Consider the following 19,822-nt stretch of genomic DNA (forward strand, 5'->3'; position numbering starts at 1 on the left):
TATAGCTGTTATCAGGCCAACAGCCTGTTTCATTTCGTTATTGAAATGCGAATTTTGAGAGGGAAAAATAAGACATTCGGCTGAAGTGCACATTCGTTCATTTGTATTGGCTTTTTCATAAGTACCTACATTTGATATATGAATGATAGTGAATTTGCCTTAAAATCAACTATGAATCTATTTCCTCTTTCAAACCAGATGGATTGAGTCTTATAATGATAATGATTCTCATTTGAAGTCTGGTTTGAGGAGGACCAAATATGAAAAAGATCATGAGTGCATTTGTTGGTATGGTTTTGTTGACGATCTTCTGTTTTTCCCCGCAAGCTTCGGCAGCATATGACGACCTGCATGAAGGTTATGCAACGTATACAGGGTCAGGCTATTCAGGAGGAGCTTTCCTGCTGGATCCCATTCCTTCCGATATGGAGATTACTGCAATAAATCCGGCGGATCTCAATTACGGAGGAGTAAAAGCGGCACTTGCCGGCTCTTATTTGGAAGTTGAAGGGCCAAAAGGGAAAACAACCGTATATGTTACTGATCTTTATCCCGAAGGCGCTCGGGGAGCTCTTGATCTGTCACCTAATGCCTTCCGTAAAATCGGCAATATGAAAGACGGAAAAATCAATATTAAATGGCGTGTTGTCAAAGCCCCAATCACCGGCAATTTCACGTACCGGATCAAAGAAGGCAGCAGCAGGTGGTGGGCAGCAATCCAAGTCAGAAATCACAAGTATCCTGTTATGAAAATGGAATATGAAAAGGATGGTAAGTGGATCAACATGGAGAAAATGGACTATAACCATTTTGTGAGTACGAATTTAGGTACTGGCTCTCTCAAAGTCAGAATGACTGACATCCGCGGAAAAGTTGTGAAAGACACCATTCCAAAGCTGCCTGAAAGCGGAACGTCCAAAGCCTATACAGTACCGGGCCATGTTCAGTTTCCTGAATAAAAAATACGAAACAGCGGATCTTTTCCCGCTGTTTTTTCAATGTTCTGTATCTGCATGTAAAAATGTTTTAATCATGTTCAACTGCTCCTGCTTTGGATAACTGGTATACAGCCTGCTTGAAATCCGAATAGGATCTCCGAAAAAATATCTTTCGTAGTGAGTTTGTCTAGTTCCGAATGAACTCATTGTTAAATCCCATGCCAAACGGAAAATTTTCACACGTTCTTCAGCATTTGTATTGGTTGCTTGAAGATATTGGTCAAGATCTTCCCGTATCTCTGAGTCAAATGCATTTTCGGTAGGCAGTGTCACCATTCCGCTAGCTCCAATTAATTGTATGATTTCAGTAAATCGAGGATATAGCTTAGGAATGATCGTACTGATGACTTGAAGAGGAATTAAACAGGGGCGCATATAGCCGAATTCATCTAACTGAGCATCATTTTCCGATTTGTCAATGAGGGCTTTGATTGTTTCCAATCCCACAATGATTTCTGAGAGCTTTTCTTGGATGTGCTGATATTCGGAAACATTAATGGTGTCGACAAGAAGCTGTGCAACACCTAATAGAAATTCAATTTTTATCATTTGCCTAATGACAACCTGGTGAAAGGTAAAGGCATGAAAAGAGCTTTTTGTCATAAAATCTTTAGCTGCTTCCACATTATCGTAAAAAAACACACGATTCCACGGCACTAACACATGATCAAAAACCACAATTGAATCCATTTCTTCATACCTTGAGCTTAAGGGATGATTAAAGGAAGAGTCGCTTAATACAAATGATTCTCTTGTGATGAATTTTACGCCTTTTGTATTAGAAGGGATTGAAAAAGCATAAGCTTCATCTGTTTCAAAGAAAAATTTAGGCGCTGAAAAAACCAAGATTTCATCGGTCAACCCGCCTTGTGTGGCAAGCAGTCGTGCGCCATGAATCATTAAACCTTTTTCGGTTCTATCAATGACTTTAGCAGATATCGGTTTTTCACTTAGCCCAAAATAGGACTGTGACCGGTTCACTTGCGGAGTAATGAATGTATGGGTAAAGGAAAGGTCATGCTTAGCAGCTTGTTCATACATATCTAGTATATGTTCAGGAAAGCAATTCTCTTTATCTTTTAGAAGCTCCGCTGACGAAGCAAAGCTCATCATAACCGTATTCATGTAATCCGGACTTCTCCCCATCATTCCATGAGTATGTCTAGCCCAATGTTCAATCATGGTCCTTCTTTTTTTCAAATCATTTTTTGTTTTAGGCTGGAGATAGGAAAGGCCGATTCGATTATGATCTCCAGGAAGGCAATAAGTCATTTCATGTATTAACTCATCCTTTGTTTGCAATTCATAAAGTGAGCTTTTTGTTTTGATTATTCCTTTAAATGCAGGATGCTCAGAAATGTTACCCTTTATTTTTTCGCCATCATACCATATTTCGTTTTCTAGTTTATTCAATCGGTCAATGAATTCTTTACCATTGATGATCCCCATTTAAGTTTCGCTCCTTCATATTATGCTGCGTATTGTATTATATTTTCGAGAAAACAGCCGGTTCAGCCAATTTGAGGTGGGAAAAGCCTTTTTTAGAAAAACGAATAAGAGTGACTTACATACCGCAAAAGACTGCAAATTTTACTTAAGGTTTTTCTGTAAGTTCAGAGACGTAAAGAATTTGCTTATTCATATAAGAATATCACTATAAAACTTGATAACACGTGTCGATATTATGGACATGAGCGTAAGCGAATTGGATTCAAACGCGCTTGAACATATTTTATTTCAGCCATTACATTGTGCGGAAAGGGAAAACGACACATGAAAGTGAAAACAAAATTGCTGGGGATTATATCAATATTAGTTGTTTCAATTATTGGAATTGGAGGCTCCTCAGTATTTATGATTTCTTCTACTGTGAAAAAGAATGAAGAACTTAAAGACAAAATGGAATTCCAAAAAGAGATAAAACACATCCAATATGAATTGACCGGGTTATCAAATGATGAAAGAGGCTTCTTGATTACCAGAGACAAAGAATACGACGAGGGTATGAAGGGAAAAGCAGACGATGTCTTAAAGAGCCTTGACCGGGTTAATGACTTGATTGATGAAGAGAAGTATCAATCCAATATTGAAGACATTAAGACAAGTTTTACTCAGTATAGAGCTTTGAATCAGCAAGTAGTAACAGCCTACTCTTCAAATCCTAAAAAAGCAGAAACCATCCATTTTGGAGAAGAAAGAACAATAAGAAAAGAAGGCGTAGCTCCGGCTGTCAATAAGCTGTCTGATCGCCTGGATCAAGAGGTAGAGGATCTAAAGGATGAAATACAGGGCAATGGGAAAATGAGTCAATCGCTCATTATCATTGTCACAGGGATATCAGTAATATTAGGCATTGTTCTAAGCATAATGCTGTTAAAGTCCATTATGGTGCCACTAAGAAGCATAAATAAGCAGCTGGAGGAAATTGCACACGGCGAGGCTGATTTAACCAAAAAAGTCATTGTGAAAAATAAAGATGAATTTGGCCAGCTTGCCCAATCTTTTAATTCTTTTACTCATTCATTAACTCAAATTGTGAAGCAGATCAGCAGCTCATCTGAACAAGTCGCCGCTTCCTCTGAAGAATTATCGGCAAGCGCGGAAGAATCGAAATCAACATCTGAACATATTTCACGAGCCATGCAGATGGCTGCCGACAGCAATGTGAAGCAAAGCTCAATGACAGAAAAGAGCGCAGAATCCATCACTGAATTATTAGACAGTATATCATCAGTCGCTTCAAATACAGGGAACATAGCGGATCTTTCTTCTTCGATGAGAGACAAGGCTGAAATAGGCTCTAAGTCCGTCAACAAGATGTTAGACCAGATGAAATTCATTGATAAATCTGTAGATTCAGCCGGCAATGGATTGCAAACATTGGTAGCGAGCACAGCAGAAATCAGCGATATCTCTTCGCTTATCACGACGATTTCAGAGCAGACAAATTTGTTGGCACTAAATGCAGCGATCGAGGCGGCCAGAGCCGGAGAGCAAGGAAAAGGATTTGCTGTGGTGGCAGAAGAAGTTCGGAAGTTGGCGGATGAAACAAATAAATCTGCAAACCACATCCAATCGGTGGTAGCGACCATCCAAAACGAATCGATAGAAACGGTAAATAATATTAAAGTTGTTCAAGAAAATGTGAGCTCAGGTATTGTTCTTTCTCAAGAGACAACAGGAAATTTCAATGAAATACTGAACCTGGTGGAACAGGTCACTTCTCAAATACAAGAAGTTGCAGCAGCAACTCAACAGCTTACTTCAGGCGTTGAAGTGATTCAGCACACAGTTCATACATTGGCTGCTGGTACAAAAGAAACGTCAGCAAATACAGAAGCGGTTGCAAATTCATCACAGGAACAGCTTCATTCAATGGGGGAAATCTCCTATGCCGCAGAATCTCTATCTCAGTTGGCAGAAGAACTTCAAACCGTCATTAATCGTTTTAAATATTAAACAGGCTACTTACGTGCAACCCCCATCTTATTCGGTGGGGGTTGGCTACTTTTACTGTGGTTGTTTCTAAAAACAGAGTTAACTGACTTCTTTTAAGTTAGTTCCGTTTGTATGGCTAGTCCAAATTTTGATCGATTGTCCCTTCAAAATAGTCATCGCTGACCTGTTCATGAGTTTCAGCCAATCCTTTTTCTAATTGCGTGCTTCCTTTATAATCTGAGGGCTCAAAGTATTTCCCGGCAACATCTGTTGTGTCATTTTTGTTTTCTTTGTTATGAGTTTGTGTTTCAGTGTTTACACTTTCTGTCTCAGTATTGCTGCGTATAGATTGCTGAAAATCATATTCCTTGTCTAATGAAGAAAATCTTTTATAATCATCAGGTCTGTCTGCACCGTTTTTTTGAGTCACTTTACTTCCTCCAGATTATTGATATTTTAGTGGGGGTAAGAACTTATTTCGTTCTTTTAGGATCGGAACCGTGTTTTTTAGGATCATCTGCTTTAAAAGCTGTTTCAGTCTCATGGTCATTTCTTATTTGTTCAATACTTGAATTTTGAATTCCCTTTTTACTCATTGGTTTCACTCCTTTACGAAAAGTGTTGAATATCAACTCTTCTTATTTTGTCTGTTGATCAGGTATTCATGCACTTTTTTCTTTCGCGCTTTGGCCAATCAGGAGAGGCGTTTTCATGCCAGCGTATTATCTAATAAAAGAACGTCATTTTTGAAACCTTTTATTAGCGCATTGCGTATAGCACGTTAGGGAAGACATCTCGATAAAAGAAATACAAAGGTTGTGAATTTATACTAACAGCACTATGAATAAATCAAACAAGGGGGGTGAAAAAATGAAAAAAATCGCATCATATTATTTAATGACATTAGGGCTATCCAGCCTTACATTTGGTTTGTTATTAGGGTTTTATTCTTTCGTTATGTATGGCGATATGATAATTGCATTGTTTACGGCAGCAATTGCTTTATTATACGGTTTTGTGGTGTATGGCCTTTTTGCTGTTCCGCTCCAAATGAAGTTGCAGAAAAAAGCGAGAACTTTCAATGTCATGTACCTATTGATTTACAGTGTGGTTGCTTTTATCGCAGCTTTCCTGTTTTTTGTTATCAATGAACCTGCGTCAATAGCATGGACATTGCAATCGTACTTTTATTATATGTTAAGTATTGCGGCTGCAGTAATTTACTGGTTATGGGATTCTCTGATCCTTTATAAACGTACAGCTTCCGGTGTATAGGCTAATTTTTACCAATCGGAGAAATATGGAGGTTCAATAAAAATTCAGGATCTAAAAGCTTTAGGTTTCATATTTTTTTAAAAAAATCCTCCGCGGATAAAGGCGCAGTATGGGGGCATAATGAGAGCACACATTCGAACCGAATAGGTTTTCTAAGTGTTTTACGATACATACGTTCATCAAGAACATCACGTCATCAAAGGAATATAAAAACTATTGTTGTGGAACGGGCATCTCGAGCCGTTTGAGGAAAGAACATAGATGGTGGTTTATCGTTTTATCAGCGCTTATAGAACAAAGTTTTGGTGGCAGGATCCATACAGCTAAACAGAGGAGAGCGTGACAATGAATCTCGCTCTCCTCAGATTTGTTTTATTCACCCTGATGTTTTTCAACTAATGTGAATGTCCAATCTTTTAACATATGTTTCTGTACATATTTTTTTCCGTTTATTTCAATGTAAGGCAGGTCTGCCATGTCTCCAGCTAACTGTTTTGCTTCAGTCGTTGTTATTCCTAAAAAAAGTCCGATGTAAAAGTAAATATCCCGTTCTTTTATAAGCAAGATATCATTTTGTTCACTACCTTTTGTATGGTTCATCTGCTTTAAGCCTTCACCGATAAAATATCCTGCCAAAGCAATACCAATTCCTAAAAAAACGTCCATGTGTATGCCTCCATTATGTCAATGTTATGTTATACGGGCTTGGCATACTCCGGGTTTCATTATTTTTCAAACCTTTTCAATCTGTACACGGCCTGAAAAAAAGGTGGCGCCGCCGCCCATATCGGACAATCGGTCTGGGGTTAGCGCGTTTACAAGCTGTTTTTTTCCTTGTTCATCCGCCCATAATCCTTGGCTGACAACGACACCTGGCAGCACTTGTTCTCCAACTGCAGCGGTCAGCTCGCATTCTCCCCGGCTGTTCCAAATTCGTACAGGTGCCCCATCAACGATTCCGTGTTCTTCAGCATCTTTTGTGTTGATAAAGAGCTTTGGCGTCTTTTCAAGCTTGATGTGTTTTTCATTATTGGAAAATGTTGAGTTTAAGAAATTATGGTTTGGCCCCGGAACATACATAAACGGATGTTCATTATCGGTTACAAGAGGTGTATATGTCGGTAAAGCAGGGAAGCCGTCTTGTTTCATTTTTTCTGAATATAATTCTATTTTTCCGCTTGGCGTTGGAAGTTCGCCCGGAAACAGCGGCTTTTCACGTTTCGCTTTCATAAATGAATTCTTAGTAAGTGAATCGTAATCAATCTCTGCCAAATGCGGATTATCTGGATGGTCAAGCGCCTGGCGGATTAATTCTTCATCTGAATCTTTAAGCTCCTGATCTGTGAATCCCATTGCTTCAGCCATTAATCGGAACACCTCAGTGTTAGACTTGCTTTCCCCATATCTCTCAATCACCGGCTGCTGAAGCTGAATGTAATGGTGCCAGTAGGAGGTGTAAAAATCAGTATTTTCAAAAGCGGATGTTGCAGGCAGTACAATGTCCGCATATGCAGCCGTTTCCGTTAAAAACAAATCATGAACCACAGTAAACAAGTCTTCCCGCAGCAAGCCCTGTCTGACTTTGTTTGCTTCCGGCGCAACGACGGCCGGGTTCGTTCCGTAAATAAAAAGCGAGCGAATAGGCGGATCTGTTTCCAAAAGCACCTTGCCAAGCTGATTCATATTAAACGACCTCGGGGTGCGCCCTTTCAATAAGTCGGGCCGCTGCAAGGCATTTGTGTTATATTCTAAAATTCCGCTGTTATGCTTAATTGCGCCGCCCCCTGTGTGCAGCCATTGGCCGGTGATCGCCGGAAGACAGGCAATCGTCCTGACAATCATCCCGCCGTTATCGTGATGCTGGGGTCCGTTTCCGATTCTGATAAAAGAAGGGGAGGTTTCCCCGTACATTTTTGCCAGTCGGTAAATATCTTCGGTACTGACACTGGTGATCGTCGATACCTTTTCAGGATCATATTGTTTCACGTGTTCACGGAGCTCTTCATAGCCAACCGTGTACTCGGACAGAAATGCTTCATCATGAAGGTTTTCTTTAAATAAAATGTGCATGATGCCAAGAGCAAGTGCACTGTCGGTTCCCGGTTTTATTGGGATAAACCAATCTGCAAGACGTCCTGTTTGATTTTTATGCACATCGATCACGACAATTTTGGCACCTTGTTTTCGCGCTTTTTGGGCGATCGTAATTTGGTGCATGTTTGTACTGACCGCGTTGATTCCCCAAAAAATAAATAGTTTTGTATGAATGGTTTCCTCAGGATCGATTCCCGCGCTTATGCCCATTGTATATTTATAGCCTTCAGATCCCGCTTTGCTGCAAATCGTCCGTTCAAGCTGGCTTGACCCCATGCGGTAAAAAAAGCGGCGGTCCATTCCTTCAGCTGTCAATTTCCCCATATTTCCGTAAAAGCTGTAAGGAAGTATGCTTTCAGCTCCCTCTGCATCAATCAGCTGTTTCCAGCGGGAGGTGATCGTATCGATTGCCTCTTCCCAAGAAATCGGTTCAAATATCGCTTGGCCTTTCGCACCTGTTCGTTTGAGCGGTGTAGTCAGCCGCTTTTTATCATATATGCGCTCCGTCATATTCCGGACTTTGTTGCATATGTTTCCGGCTGTGACAGGATGATCAGGGTCTCCTTGCACTTTTACGATTTTCCCGTCTTTTTTATGTATTAACAATCCGCACTGATCCGGGCAGTCCAGCGAGCAAACGGATTTGAAAATGCCGTTTTGTTGTGTGGCAAAAGATTTCATGGCCCAGTTCCTCTCTCTAGTTAGATATTTTGTAAGAATTATAACATTTCGGATCATAACGTCAATTCTGAAAAAAGAGATTGACATCAATCTGAGACTTCTTTATGATAAACGTATTCTTTATTCTGAAAATTACATACTCAACATTTTCTATCCAGAGAGGTGGAGGGACTGGCCCTATGAAACCTCGGCAACATTATTGTGCCAATTCCAGCAAGCGTCAGCTTGAAAGATAGGAAAGCAAGGTTTATACCGGCGTCTGCCTGTAACAGAGCGCGCCTATATATGAATCTCTTTCCATCTTCGGAAAGAGATTTTTTTTATGAAAAATACGATGAAAAGGATGTTTTGCACCATGACGGTTTTGGTTACAGCACCGTACAACGAAGAAGGACGAAAAGAGCTAGAAAACTTGTTTGGCTCAGTTGCTTATCAATCTTGGAAGGAACAAGGCCGGGCATATCGGGAAGATGAACTCATTCAGCTGCTAAAAGCAACAAATGCGACAGGCTTGATTACTGAGCTTGATCAGGTAACAGACAGCGTATTTGCTTCTGTTCCCGAATTTTCATTTGTCGGTGTTTGCAGGGGAATGCCCTCCAATGTGGATGTGGCAGCTGCCTCAAAAAGAGGCATACCTGTTTTTTATACACCAGGGCGGAATGCACAAGCCGTTGCTGAAATGTTTATTGGAAATGTGATTACCTTTCTCCGCCATACCAGCGTCTCGAATCAATGGCTGAAGGATGGAAAGTGGGACAGGGATTACTTACAGGCTTATGTCAAATTTAAAGGAAATGAATTATCAGGAAAAACGGTTGGCATGATTGGGTTCGGGGCGGTTGGCCAAAGGATTGCAAAACTGCTGACTGCGTTTGACTGTAAAATAAAGTATTACGATCCATACATTCAAGACGATCATCCGTTGTATGAAAAAGTATCTCTTAAAACGGTGTTTTCAGACAGTGATATCGTTTCTGTACATCTGCCTCGTACTGAGGAAACACTTGGACTTATTGATCGGAAGTATTTTGATCTGATGAAACAGAGTGCGATTTTCGTCAATACTTCAAGAGCAGTTGTTGTAAACCGTGAAGATCTTTTATCTGTATTAAAAGAACATAAAATCAGAGGTGCGATTTTAGACGTTTTTTATCATGAACCTCCAGAGGAATCAGATTATGAATTGATTTCATTGCCTAATGTTCTGGCAACACCGCATCTCGCTGGAGCAACATTTGAAGTGGAGGATCATCACGTGACGATACTGAATAAAGCCCTCAAAAAGTGGAAGGGTGAAAAAACTCTTAATATTCCGACAATGTATAACAAGGACGAACTGAAAACAGGGGTATAAGAAAGGAGGCTAACAGAATGAAAAAACAAAAAGGCTATCTTGTTTTTGATATTGGCACAGGCAATGCGAGGGTAGCGGTCGTGAGTGTAACCGGCAGTGTTTTAACAGTTGAACGGGAGGACATCGTGTATTCCACAGAGACGCTTTACCCGGACAGCCGTTATTTTTCTCCTCAGGTGCTGTGGAAGCAGGTGATGAATTTGGCAAAACGTGCGCTATCCCGTTCGTGTGATATTGACATCATTGGTTTGACATCGACGAGCCAAAGACAGGGGATTGTTTTGATTGATCAAAACGGCAATCCTTTTCTCGGGCTGCCGAACATCGATAATCGCGGCCGAGAGTGGGAGGCGGGCATTCCCGATCGGGAAGAGATATACAGCCGCACAGGCCGCCTGCCAACCGCACTTTTTTCTGCGCTCAAGCTTTATGGATTAAAACAGCGCCAGCCCTCTTTATGGGAAAAGACTGCAAGCTTTACAAGCATCAGTGATTGGGTGACGTACCAACTGAGCGGAAGATTAACATATGAACCATCACAGGCAACAGAAACCCTGCTGTTTGATGTGAAGCAAAACACTTGGTCAGAAGAGATGTGCGACATATTCGGCTTTTCTCCATCTATCCTTCCGCCTCTTGTAAGAGCGGGAACAGCAATTGGAACGATAGCAAATGAATATGCATCCGAATTAGGCCTTTCAATAAATGCTAAGGTTATAGCAGGGGGCGGGGATACACAGCTGGCTGTCAAAAGCACCGGAGCTGGACTTGAGGACATTGTCATTGTATCAGGGACAACAACGCCAATAACCAAAATTACTGAGGATCATGGCGACACAAAACATAAAGCCTGGCTGAACTGTCATGCAGATCAAGGGCATTGGCTTGTGGAAACGAATCCGGGAATTACCGGCTTGAATTATCAAAAATTAAAACAGATTTTTTATCCGAATGAAACGTACGAAGTAATGGAGGAGGAGATTTCTGCACTTGCAAAAGAAGACCATGCATGTGTAGCGGCTCTCGGCTCTTATTTATCGGCTGAAAAGAATGCGTTAACGAGAGGCGGTTTTCTTTTTGATGCCCCGCTGTCAGCACATTTAAAGAGGGCACATTTTGTACGTGCAGCGCTAGAAGAGATCGCATTTTCAATCAAATGGAACTTTGACATTTTAACAGAGGTTACTCCGTTTGAACGTGACTATGTTTGGGTGTGCGGAGGGGGATTCCAAAGCAAAGCGCTCACTCAATATATCGCGGATCTTCTTCAAAAAAAGGTCTATGTCCAAGAGGGATATCATCAGGCATCTGTCGTCGGTGCTGCAGTCATTTGCAATGAAACCTTTCAATTAACGGAGGAGATGTCAGCAAATGTCCGGGTGATCGAACCGAAGGACTGTCAGATAGAATTGGCTTTATATGAGGAATGGAAGCAAACACAGCGCTTTTTTTCAGGATCAGAAAGCAAAGTATTAATTTAAGACGGCATTTCTGCTGTTTTGAGGAATCATTTAATTTTCAACTTTAATAAGGTAATACGGTAATGAATATTAGCATCTAAGGAGGAGACAGATATGTTGGATAAAATAGGAATACTGAAGCGGCTTGCCTGGGGATTTTTAGGGGTTGTTTTGTTTATGATGGGAGATGGCCTTGAACAAGGCTGGCTCAGTCCTTTTTTGATCGAAAACGGGCTCACCGTTCAGCAGTCCGCTTCTATTTTTAGTATATACGGAATTGCGCTTGCCATAGCTTCCTGGTTTTCGGGTGTATGTCTCGAAGCATTTGGCGCAAAACGAACGATGTTTATGGGGCTGTTGTTTTATGTGATCGGTACAGCTGCTTTTATCGTATTTGGATTTGAACAGCTGAACCTGCCAGTGATGTATGTGACTTACTTCGTAAAAGGGTTAGGTTACCCGCTTTTTGCTTATTCTTTCTTGACATGGGTCATTTACAGAACACCGCAAAGCAAACTGAGCACTGCTGTCGGCTGGTTTTGGATAGCATATTGCCTCGGCATGTTTGTGTTCGGCGCTTGGTACTCAAGCTACGCGATCAAAGCGTTCGGTTATTTGAATACGCTTTGGAGCTCTATTTTCTGGGTATGTCTCGGTGCATTTTTTGCATTGTTTATCAATAAAGACCGTTTTGAAAAGAAGAAAAGAAAAAGATCAGAAACAGCCGAGGAGCTTTTAAAAGGGGTTACGATTTTATTTACAAATCCGCGCGTGCTTACAGGCGGAATCATCAGAATCATCAACAGCATTGGTACATATGGTTTTCCAGTCTTTTTGCCGATGCACATGGCCCAGCATGGAATTTCAACCAATGTGTGGCTGCAAATTTGGGGAACGATTTTCCTGGGGAACATTGTGTTTAACCTTATCTTTGGTATTGTCGGCGATAAATTCGGCTGGAAAAATACTGTTATTTGGTTCGGCGGAGTCGGCTGCGGCATTTTCACCCTCTTATTATACTACGCACCTGTTTTCTCCGGCGGAAGCTTAGCGGTTGTCAGCGTGATCGGCTTTATTTGGGGCGGTTTGCTGGCAGGCTATGTGCCGATTGGTGCAATTGTGCCGACGGTGGCAGGAAAAGATAAAGGGGCAGCCATGTCTGTATTGAATTTGGCTGCAGGTTTATCAGCGTTTGTCGGTCCCGCGCTTGCTTGGTTGTTCATCGGTCTCGTCGGTGCGCAAGGCGTCGTCTGGATCTTTGCGGTCCTTTACGTTGCGAGTGCAATCATGACGAAATGCATTCATATACCTGAGGAAAAAGCAGTTAAGGAGGAATCATCTCCTCAATATGCATCTTAATTAGAAAGCGCCCATTTTCCGGGGCGCTTTTTATCATTTGTTCAGCAATGTAAGGATTTCCGATACGGAATGACGCAAAAATGATTGATCTGGACGGGATTTCACCATAACAGTCAGCTGATAAGAAACAGAATATAAGTCTGAGCCGTTTGTTCCACGTTAATTTCACGTCTTAGCTCGCCCGAATGTTCTCTCAAAACAAATTCATAACGGTCTCCAATGCTTTATTCTTCATTGAATTCTCGATGACGAGCCATCAACATTACCTCTTTCTGAATCGATCAGTATATAACTATTCTATAAATTATCGAGGGAGTCTAAAGAAAAATAGACAACATATTGACAATGTAATGAGAAATGTTAAGATGTATAGACAATAAGTTGTCCATTCAAGGAGGGAACATCGTGGATTATTCTAAGGAACTGAAAGATTTATTTTTAATGCAACAGTCTTACGCTACATTTTTTTCCACTTTAAACAAAATCCAATCACGCGGAGACGATTATTATGAAAGCTTAACGTCGAGGCAATTTATGACGATGGTTGCCATACTGCATTTACCGGAAGAGGAAACGACATTCAACAACATTGCAAAAAAATTAGGCACTTCAAAACAAAACATCAACAGACTTGTCAGCGGTATTGAAAAAAGAGGTTATGTCATCACTGTACCAAGTAAACGCGACAAGCGTGCAGTTAATGTGAAGATTACTGATTCAGGAAAGCGTGTCATGGAGGAATGCGGTGAAAAAGCGGTGTATTTTATGGCCGATCTATTTAAAGGCTTTTCGACGGAAGAGCTGGAAACATTATGGGTTTTATTGAAGAAACTGTACAGTTTTGACGGAGAAGAACAGGATGGTTTTGAAGAAGACGCTGCTGATTTTGACATTGAACAAAATCGAGACAATTTGAAAACAAATTTATTGCAGGAATTCGCAAAACGGAGAAAGTAAAAAGGAGAACCAACTATGAACAACGTAGCAACAGTAGAAAACTTGAAAATGCAGTATGAAAACAAAACGGCAGTAGATGGGATTTCGTTCGAAGTGAGAGAGGGGGAAGTGCTTGGCTTACTAGGTCCAAATGGTGCAGGGAAAAGCACAACCATTCATATTTTATCAGGAGTATTGTCGGCCAGTTCCGGAAATGTTTCGATATTGGGCCATAGTGTGAAAAAAGGGTCCAAGGAAATGAAGAAAGGCATCGGGATTGTGCCTCAAGATATCGCGATTTATGAGGAGATTTCCGCTGAGAAAAATGTTCGTTTTTTTGCCAGTCTTTATTCTCTTAAAGGAGAAGAACTGAAAGCCCGAGTCAAAGAGGCTTTGGAGCTCGTACAGCTATATGACCGGAAAGATGACAAGCCAAAGACGTTTTCAGGCGGGATGAAAAGAAGATTAAACATTGCGTGCGCCATTGCCCATCAGCCGAAACTGATTATCATGGATGAGCCCACGGTAGGAATCGATCCGCAATCCCGGCATCACATTTTGGAATCGATAAAAGAGCTGAAAACAAAAGGCGCAAGCATCATTTACTCTACACACTATATGGAAGAAGTCGAGGCAATTTCAGATCGTATTATGATCATGAATGAAGGAAGAATTATTGCCAATGGAACAAAAGAAGAGCTGTACAGAGAAGTCAATAAAGAAATAACATACGCTTTTCAACTGGCGCATGTTCAGCGATTAAATAAAAACTCGATTAGAGAAATCATAGGAGTGACAGGAGTTGATTTCTCTGACCATCAACTAAATGTTACCGTTCAAAAGAACCAAGATCACCTGAGTGAAATCATATTAGAATTGAGTGCCCAAGGCTGCAGCATCCTAAACATGAACAAAAAAGAGGCATCGTTAGAAACGGTATTTTTAGAGCTGACGGGAAGAAATTTAAGAGATTAGGAGAGCAAAATGAGTTTGTTAAAATTAATAACATTTGATTTTATGAATATTTTAAGGAATCCGGTTCTTGTAATAGCCAATACGGTCTTTCCTTTTGTTCTGATTCTGGTCATGGGCTTTGTTACGAAAAGCAGCTTTGGAGCAGGCGGGGTCAGTTCTTATGATTATTACGGAGTGAATATGATGATTTTCACTGCAGCTCTGATTGCTATGACGACCTCTAATACGTTTATGGAGGAAAAGGTGAAGAAGGCGAACCTTCGTATTGTGTATGCGCCGGTTTCGACAACTAGTATTTATCTTTCTAAATTACTATCAACCTTTATATTCAGTGTCATTATGTACAGCATGAATGTGTTGATAGCCCAAACGATTTTTCATTTGAACTTTGGAGGACAATATCTTACGTATTTCATGCTTTTATTGTATGTATTTTTATTTTTCGGTTGCTGTTTTGGCACAATGTTCTGCAGTTTGTTCAAGAATGAAGAACAGGCGAATGGGATTATGCAAATTCCGATAGCTTTTTTTGTTTTCTTTGGTGGCGTATTTTTCGGAATTCATAGATTTGGAGATACCGTCAATCAGATATCGATTCTTTCTCCGATTAAATGGGTAACAGAATGTTCATTTCGTCTCATTTATGATCATGATTTCAGTATGCTGCAGCCTGTTATGTCAGGACTAATATTGGCTTCAATCATTTGTATTGCCGTTTCTCATGTTGTATTTAAGCCGGAGGGATATATATGCTGAGTTTATTCCAAAACAGGTGGGAGCGAATCCTGACCAAAAAAGCCATTATTATCATTGCATTAATCATTATCCCTCTGATGATTGGCGTTGCGATTATGTTTTCCGGGAAGCCGGTTTTCAAAGAAACAATCGCTTTTGTTACAGAACTGGACGAAGTTCATCATTTGCCGAGTGATTCTGCATTTAGAGTGGTAACGGTAGATCAGAAGCCGAAGTTTTCTGATCTGATGTTAGGGAAATATGCAGCCATTGTAGAAAAAAATCAACTTGATTACAGCGTAACCACGTTGAAAAGTAAAGCGGATCAAAAAATGATTCAGCAATTTTTTGAGACTGGAGAAATGCCAGGCAGCTACCGGGGAGAGGATGAATTAAGGATGGAACGGGGAACGGGAACGAATATATTAGGCTTTATCATGATGCTTGTATTGATGCAAGGTGTGGCATTAGCTGCGTTATATCCAGAAGACCGGATGCTCAAAACCTTCAAAAGGATTTTAGTGTCTCCCGTGCATGTGGGGAAATATTTGTTGGTTCAGTTTATCTTTACTTTTTTATGTTTATACATACCCACTTACTTGGCCATCCTAATTACAAATGTACTCTTTCATGCTGAAATTGGTTTCCGTTTAAATATTCTTGCTGGGTTACTGGGTGTTCTTACAGTGCTTGCAACAGCATTCGCTATCTTTATGGCTTCTGTGATGGATCGAAACATCAGTTTGATGACGAGTGGTATCAGTGTGATCACGTGTGTATTGTCAGGCTGTTTTATTTCTTTTGCTCCACATCATCCAATATTAAATGCCCTTTGTGCGATACTGCCACAAAAAGCGTATATGACTTTCATTCACGGGGTAGAAATGGGGGATTCAATGTGGGAATACAAAACTCAGGTTATTTATATTTTGATGTGGTCGGCTACGTTTTGTTTCCTTGGGGATTTTATCACAAGAAGAAGAACCAATAAAGGGATTTATGAGTAGGGGAAAAAAGTTATTAGCATTGTTTTAAGAGATGAAAATCTTGTAGGGATTGATCAAGAATCAAAACGTCATAGCTGATGCAGGTCATGAATCGGACATTTTAAAGGAAAAGGGATGTGGCACAGACCAAGAGAATACCGTCATTCTCTTGGTTTCACAATAGAATACACATTTGTATCATATGGAGTACCATTTTGATACATGTACTGTCTTAAAACACCTTCTTTTTGAAACCCCATTTTTAGGAGCAGACGATTTGATGCATCATTAGCAGTAAATACAACTGCGCCAATACGCGACAGTCCAAGGGCAGAAAATCCGTAAGATACGACCTTTGAAATGACTTCTGATGCAAAACCGTTTCGCCAATGCTCCGGGATGATTTCATAACCGATTTCCGCGCGCCTATGCTTTTGGGCCAGAGCGTGAAAGCCTATTGTTCCGATCAGTTCTTTAGTGTCCCGTCTTTCAATTCCCCACCGTATACCGCGTTTTTCTTGATAGAGGGCAGCAAACGTTTGAATCATTGAAATGGCCTGTTCTATAGATTCCATGTTTTCAAGCCCATAATAGCGTGTCACCTCATCGTTTGAGAAACAAGCAAAAATGGCTTCCGCGTCCTGATCTGTGATTTGCCTAAGTATAAGCCGATCCGTTTCTAATATAGGAAACATTCAACCACTCCCCACGTTTGTGTTTTTGTTTATCATATCCCTTTTATTTCCTCTTTTCTATAGCGAAATCAACCAATGCAGCAAAGGAACGAATTTGTGTTTCTAGTTGCTCTTTGTTTTTGCTGAATTGTTTCAAACGATGGCCGTTCGCGCCTGATGGATGGGGAAAGCCGTTAAGGCAAATCAAATTCTGGAGGCTGTGTTGTCTGATCAATGTTTCACATACTGTTTCGGCCGCTTTTCCTAACGGAATGAGAAGAGCTGGTCCCGTCACATGGTTAAGCTCCGCAGGGAAGTGCCCAAAAGCATAGGTGCTTAGGATAGGAGAATGAGTGATAGCCGGTTTGTATCCGGTATAGTTTTTTTGCTGGATAAAGACAGGATATTTAATAACGGAAGTTGTATGGAGCATATACCGTAATTCTCCAAAAAGCTTTGCGGCGCTTTGAATGCCGAAAGCTTGCGGCAGCCCGCATAAATCCAGCATGGTGATAAGGTTATGTCTCATCGACCCGGAGAAACCCGCTGCTATTTTTGTATCTACCGCCATTTGCTCAAGAGTGCGGCCTTGCCGCAGACTTTCGACTGCTGTTTCGTACGCTGTTTTCATCTGGGAAAAACCCGGCGTGATCCCGGCAATCACAATCGTAGCAGTCCGATTGATATATTCATTATGAGGTGAATAGTAGATGTCAAGTTCATTTTCTTGATGGAGATGAAATGGAGAAATAAGTAAATCCGACTTTGTAAGTGAAGAGGGAAGAGAATGTAGTTTTTCTGCGAACTCCTTTAAGCAACTGTGGTTTACAATCATGCGAAAGCCTCCTCAAAAAATGATATCCCATTGTCCATTCTGATCGAAACAACGGGATATCATTCATCATGACCTGCTATTTAAATGACCAGCCTGCCACACCTCTTTAACAGCTTTAGGAACTTCTTTTACTTCAGCTGCGGTCTGCTGAAACGCGGATTTTTTCATTTGGACATCCTGCTGAATCTTCTTTTGTTTTTGCGTCAGCAGATCTGTTTCTGTTTTTAATCCTTCGATTTGTTTTTGCATAGCCTGCGTAACAGAGGAAAGCTCCTTTAGTGCAGGGTCCATTTTTTTCTTGTTTTGAATCACGTTAACTCCTAAGAAGATAATAGAAACTGCTAATACTGCAAGACTGATATAAACTATAATCATATGTTCACTCCTTTTCTTATGTCATTACCCTGTATCCGTTTTTTTAATCAGAAGAAATGATATTTACACAGTTCGTTTGATTTGCGTATTGGATGTATTGTACTTATAATGTGATAACGTACATATGTAAACAAAGAAAGGGTGCTTCAATTGCAAAATTTACAACATAAAACTGCACTAATCACAGGCGGAGGCAGAGGAATTGGCCGCGCTACTGCTTTGGCGCTTGCCAAAGAAGGCGTGAATATCGGGTTAATTGGCCGGACTTCCGCTAATGTAGAAAAAGTGGCTGAAGAAGTCAAAGCGCTTGGTGTAAAAGCTGCATTTGCTGCTGCAGATGTAAAAGATGCCGATCAGGTTAACCAAGCTGTAGCTCAAGTGAAGGAACAGCTCGGTGATATCGATATTCTCATTAATAATGCCGGCATCAGCAAATTTGGCGGTTTCTTAGATCTGTCAGCCGATGAGTGGGAAAATATTATTCAAGTCAACCTAATGGGTGTGTACCATGTCACGCGCGCGGTGCTTCCGGAAATGATCGAACGCAAAGCCGGAGACATCATTAATATTTCGTCTACAGCGGGTCAAAGAGGAGCTGCTGTAACAAGTGCTTACAGCGCTTCTAAATTTGCCGTTCTCGGGTTAACAGAGTCTCTTATGCAAGAAGTGAGAAAACATAATATCAGAGTCAGCGCGTTAACGCCGAGCACTGTCGCTAGTGATATGTCTATCGAATTGAACTTAACAGACGGTAATCCTGAAAAAGTGATGCAGCCTGAGGATCTTGCTGAGTACATGGTGGCACAATTGAAATTAGATCCTCGTATTTTCATCAAAACAGCGGGATTATGGTCAACAAATCCTTAAAAATGAAAACCTGTCTTTCGACAGGTTTTTTTATTTGAATGAAATTCATACCGGCATATGCAAATCTGACAATCGTTTTAAATTGAAGCTGGCAGTGAATGTAGGCTATAATAGAACTAAGAAAACTATGTACCAAATGTTCAGTCAGAATTTATTTTTTCCGCTACACCTATAATCAGTAAACATGAAATGACTGGACTATCAGTCTTTAATATAAAGAAGGAAAACAATAAAAGAAAATTGAATATTTAGTACATAGTGTTGTCAGTGACAGAAGAAGGAGTGCATATGATGAAAGAAGAAAAAAGGAGTTCAACAGGCTTTTTAGTGAAACAGCGCGCATTTTTGAAGCTTTATATGATAACGATGACAGAGCAAGAGAGACTCTATGGGTTAAAGCTGCTTGAAGTACTTCGGTCTGAATTTAAAGAGATTGGTTTTAAACCAAATCATACAGAAGTATACCGGTCTTTGCATGAGCTTCTTGATGACGGGATACTAAAACAAATTAAAGTAAAAAAAGAAGGGGCTAAGCTCCAGGAAGTCGTCCTCTATCAATTTAAAGATTACGAAGCCGCCAAGCTATATAAAAAACAGCTGAAGGTAGAGCTGGATCGCTGTAAAAAACTGATTGAAAAAGCCCTCTCAGATAATTTTTAATAGAAACAAACACCCGGCGCAGCAGTGTGAACCGGGTGTTTTCTGCTTTTCATTATACATATTTGTCGAAAAGAAACAATACAAATCAATGATGACCTTCAAACTTGACATCATTTC

The 19,822-nt window shown here is 40.6% G+C and carries 20 protein-coding genes, 1 pseudogene and 1 riboswitch; of the genes and pseudogenes, 13 read left to right on the plus strand and 8 right to left on the minus strand.

Going from position 1 to position 19,822, the window contains the following annotated elements:
* Window positions 1–260 precede the first annotated feature (260 nt).
* Complete coding sequence (gene exlX / locus MKY10_RS11645; RefSeq protein ID WP_003231419.1) at window positions 261–959, plus strand: expansin ExlX; 699 nt, start codon at window positions 261–263, stop codon at window positions 957–959.
* Between the two features lie 36 nt (window positions 960–995).
* Here exlX and hpaB read toward each other — a convergent pair whose 3' ends face one another.
* Complete coding sequence (gene hpaB, locus MKY10_RS11650) at window positions 996–2,447, minus strand: 4-hydroxyphenylacetate 3-monooxygenase, oxygenase component (protein WP_003231423.1); 1,452 nt, start codon at window positions 2,445–2,447, stop codon at window positions 996–998.
* A gap of 324 nt (window positions 2,448–2,771) precedes the next feature.
* Here hpaB and MKY10_RS11655 point away from each other — a divergent pair, with 324 nt between their 5' ends.
* Complete coding sequence (locus tag MKY10_RS11655) at window positions 2,772–4,457, plus strand: HAMP domain-containing methyl-accepting chemotaxis protein (RefSeq protein ID WP_003231425.1); 1,686 nt, start codon at window positions 2,772–2,774, stop codon at window positions 4,455–4,457.
* A gap of 115 nt (window positions 4,458–4,572) precedes the next feature.
* Here MKY10_RS11655 and MKY10_RS11660 read toward each other — a convergent pair whose 3' ends face one another.
* Window positions 4,573–4,866 (minus strand): YozQ family protein, encoded by a 294-nt coding sequence (locus MKY10_RS11660; protein ID WP_003231427.1) that lies wholly within the window; start codon window positions 4,864–4,866, stop codon window positions 4,573–4,575.
* Window positions 4,867–4,909: 43 nt separating this feature from the next.
* Window positions 4,910–5,032: a hypothetical protein gene (locus MKY10_RS11665; RefSeq protein ID WP_003241887.1), complete on the minus strand. Its 123-nt coding sequence runs from the start codon at window positions 5,030–5,032 to the stop codon at window positions 4,910–4,912.
* Window positions 5,033–5,100: 68 nt separating this feature from the next.
* Between MKY10_RS11665 and MKY10_RS11670 the strand changes: the two are divergent.
* Both MKY10_RS11670 and MKY10_RS11675 read left to right on the plus strand, forming a co-directional pair.
* A pseudogene (locus tag MKY10_RS11670) lies at window positions 5,101–5,221 on the plus strand (hypothetical protein).
* Between the two features lie 85 nt (window positions 5,222–5,306).
* Window positions 5,307–5,711, plus strand: a complete 405-nt coding sequence (locus tag MKY10_RS11675) for a UPF0715 family protein (RefSeq protein WP_004399396.1) — start codon at window positions 5,307–5,309, stop codon at window positions 5,709–5,711.
* Between the two features lie 372 nt (window positions 5,712–6,083).
* Here the strand turns inward: MKY10_RS11675 and MKY10_RS11680 are convergent, their stop codons facing one another.
* Window positions 6,084–6,377, minus strand: coding sequence for a hypothetical protein (locus MKY10_RS11680; protein ID WP_015251960.1), 294 nt, complete (start codon window positions 6,375–6,377; stop codon window positions 6,084–6,086).
* Between the two features lie 66 nt (window positions 6,378–6,443).
* Entirely contained in the window at window positions 6,444–8,486 is a 2,043-nt protein-coding gene (locus MKY10_RS11685) for a molybdopterin oxidoreductase family protein (RefSeq protein WP_236833387.1), read from the minus strand.
* A gap of 147 nt (window positions 8,487–8,633) precedes the next feature.
* Window positions 8,634–8,725, plus strand: a riboswitch (SAM riboswitch).
* 83 nt (window positions 8,726–8,808) lie between these two features.
* On the opposite strand from MKY10_RS11685, the gene MKY10_RS11690 reads away from it, so the two are divergent.
* From MKY10_RS11690 to MKY10_RS11720, 7 genes are all read left to right on the plus strand, one after another.
* Window positions 8,809–9,843: a 2-hydroxyacid dehydrogenase gene (locus MKY10_RS11690; protein WP_003231435.1), complete on the plus strand. Its 1,035-nt coding sequence runs from the start codon at window positions 8,809–8,811 to the stop codon at window positions 9,841–9,843.
* A 17-nt stretch (window positions 9,844–9,860) separates the two neighbouring features.
* On the plus strand, window positions 9,861–11,324 hold the full coding sequence (locus MKY10_RS11695; protein WP_061891181.1) for an FGGY-family carbohydrate kinase: 1,464 nt from the start codon (window positions 9,861–9,863) through the stop codon (window positions 11,322–11,324).
* A gap of 93 nt (window positions 11,325–11,417) precedes the next feature.
* Window positions 11,418–12,662 carry an MFS transporter gene (locus MKY10_RS11700; RefSeq protein WP_339225871.1) on the plus strand — a complete coding sequence of 415 codons (1,245 nt, stop codon included), beginning with the start codon at window positions 11,418–11,420 and terminating at the stop codon, window positions 12,660–12,662.
* Window positions 12,663–13,067: 405 nt separating this feature from the next.
* Window positions 13,068–13,619, plus strand: coding sequence for a MarR family transcriptional regulator (locus MKY10_RS11705; protein WP_015251964.1), 552 nt, complete (start codon window positions 13,068–13,070; stop codon window positions 13,617–13,619).
* A 15-nt stretch (window positions 13,620–13,634) separates the two neighbouring features.
* Window positions 13,635–14,573 (plus strand): ABC transporter ATP-binding protein, encoded by a 939-nt coding sequence (locus MKY10_RS11710; RefSeq protein WP_014479987.1) that lies wholly within the window; start codon window positions 13,635–13,637, stop codon window positions 14,571–14,573.
* Between the two features lie 9 nt (window positions 14,574–14,582).
* Window positions 14,583–15,329, plus strand: coding sequence for an ABC transporter permease (locus tag MKY10_RS11715; RefSeq protein WP_015251965.1), 747 nt, complete (start codon window positions 14,583–14,585; stop codon window positions 15,327–15,329).
* A complete protein-coding gene (locus tag MKY10_RS11720) occupies window positions 15,323–16,315 on the plus strand; it encodes an ABC transporter permease (protein WP_015251966.1) in 993 nt (330 codons plus the stop codon). Before MKY10_RS11715 ends, MKY10_RS11720 begins: the two co-directional genes overlap by 7 nt.
* 140 nt (window positions 16,316–16,455) lie before the next feature.
* Here the strand turns inward: MKY10_RS11720 and MKY10_RS11725 are convergent, their stop codons facing one another.
* The 3 genes from MKY10_RS11725 to MKY10_RS11735 form a co-directional block, all read right to left on the minus strand.
* Entirely contained in the window at window positions 16,456–16,989 is a 534-nt protein-coding gene (locus MKY10_RS11725) for a GNAT family protein (RefSeq protein ID WP_015251967.1), read from the minus strand.
* A 43-nt stretch (window positions 16,990–17,032) separates the two neighbouring features.
* Entirely contained in the window at window positions 17,033–17,803 is a 771-nt protein-coding gene (locus MKY10_RS11730; protein ID WP_015251968.1) for a hypothetical protein, read from the minus strand.
* Window positions 17,804–17,869: 66 nt separating this feature from the next.
* Complete coding sequence (locus MKY10_RS11735) at window positions 17,870–18,178, minus strand: DUF948 domain-containing protein (protein WP_015251969.1); 309 nt, start codon at window positions 18,176–18,178, stop codon at window positions 17,870–17,872.
* Window positions 18,179–18,328: 150 nt separating this feature from the next.
* On the opposite strand from MKY10_RS11735, the gene MKY10_RS11740 reads away from it, so the two are divergent.
* Both MKY10_RS11740 and rtp read left to right on the plus strand, forming a co-directional pair.
* On the plus strand, window positions 18,329–19,045 hold the full coding sequence (locus MKY10_RS11740; protein WP_015483302.1) for a 3-ketoacyl-ACP reductase: 717 nt from the start codon (window positions 18,329–18,331) through the stop codon (window positions 19,043–19,045).
* A gap of 291 nt (window positions 19,046–19,336) precedes the next feature.
* Window positions 19,337–19,705 (plus strand): replication termination protein, encoded by a 369-nt coding sequence (gene rtp / locus MKY10_RS11745; RefSeq protein WP_003220337.1) that lies wholly within the window; start codon window positions 19,337–19,339, stop codon window positions 19,703–19,705.
* Window positions 19,706–19,822 lie beyond the last annotated feature (117 nt).

Source organism: Bacillus sp. FSL P4-0290, from assembly GCF_037975435.1.
In the GTDB taxonomy this organism is placed as follows: domain Bacteria; phylum Bacillota; class Bacilli; order Bacillales; family Bacillaceae; genus Bacillus; species Bacillus subtilis.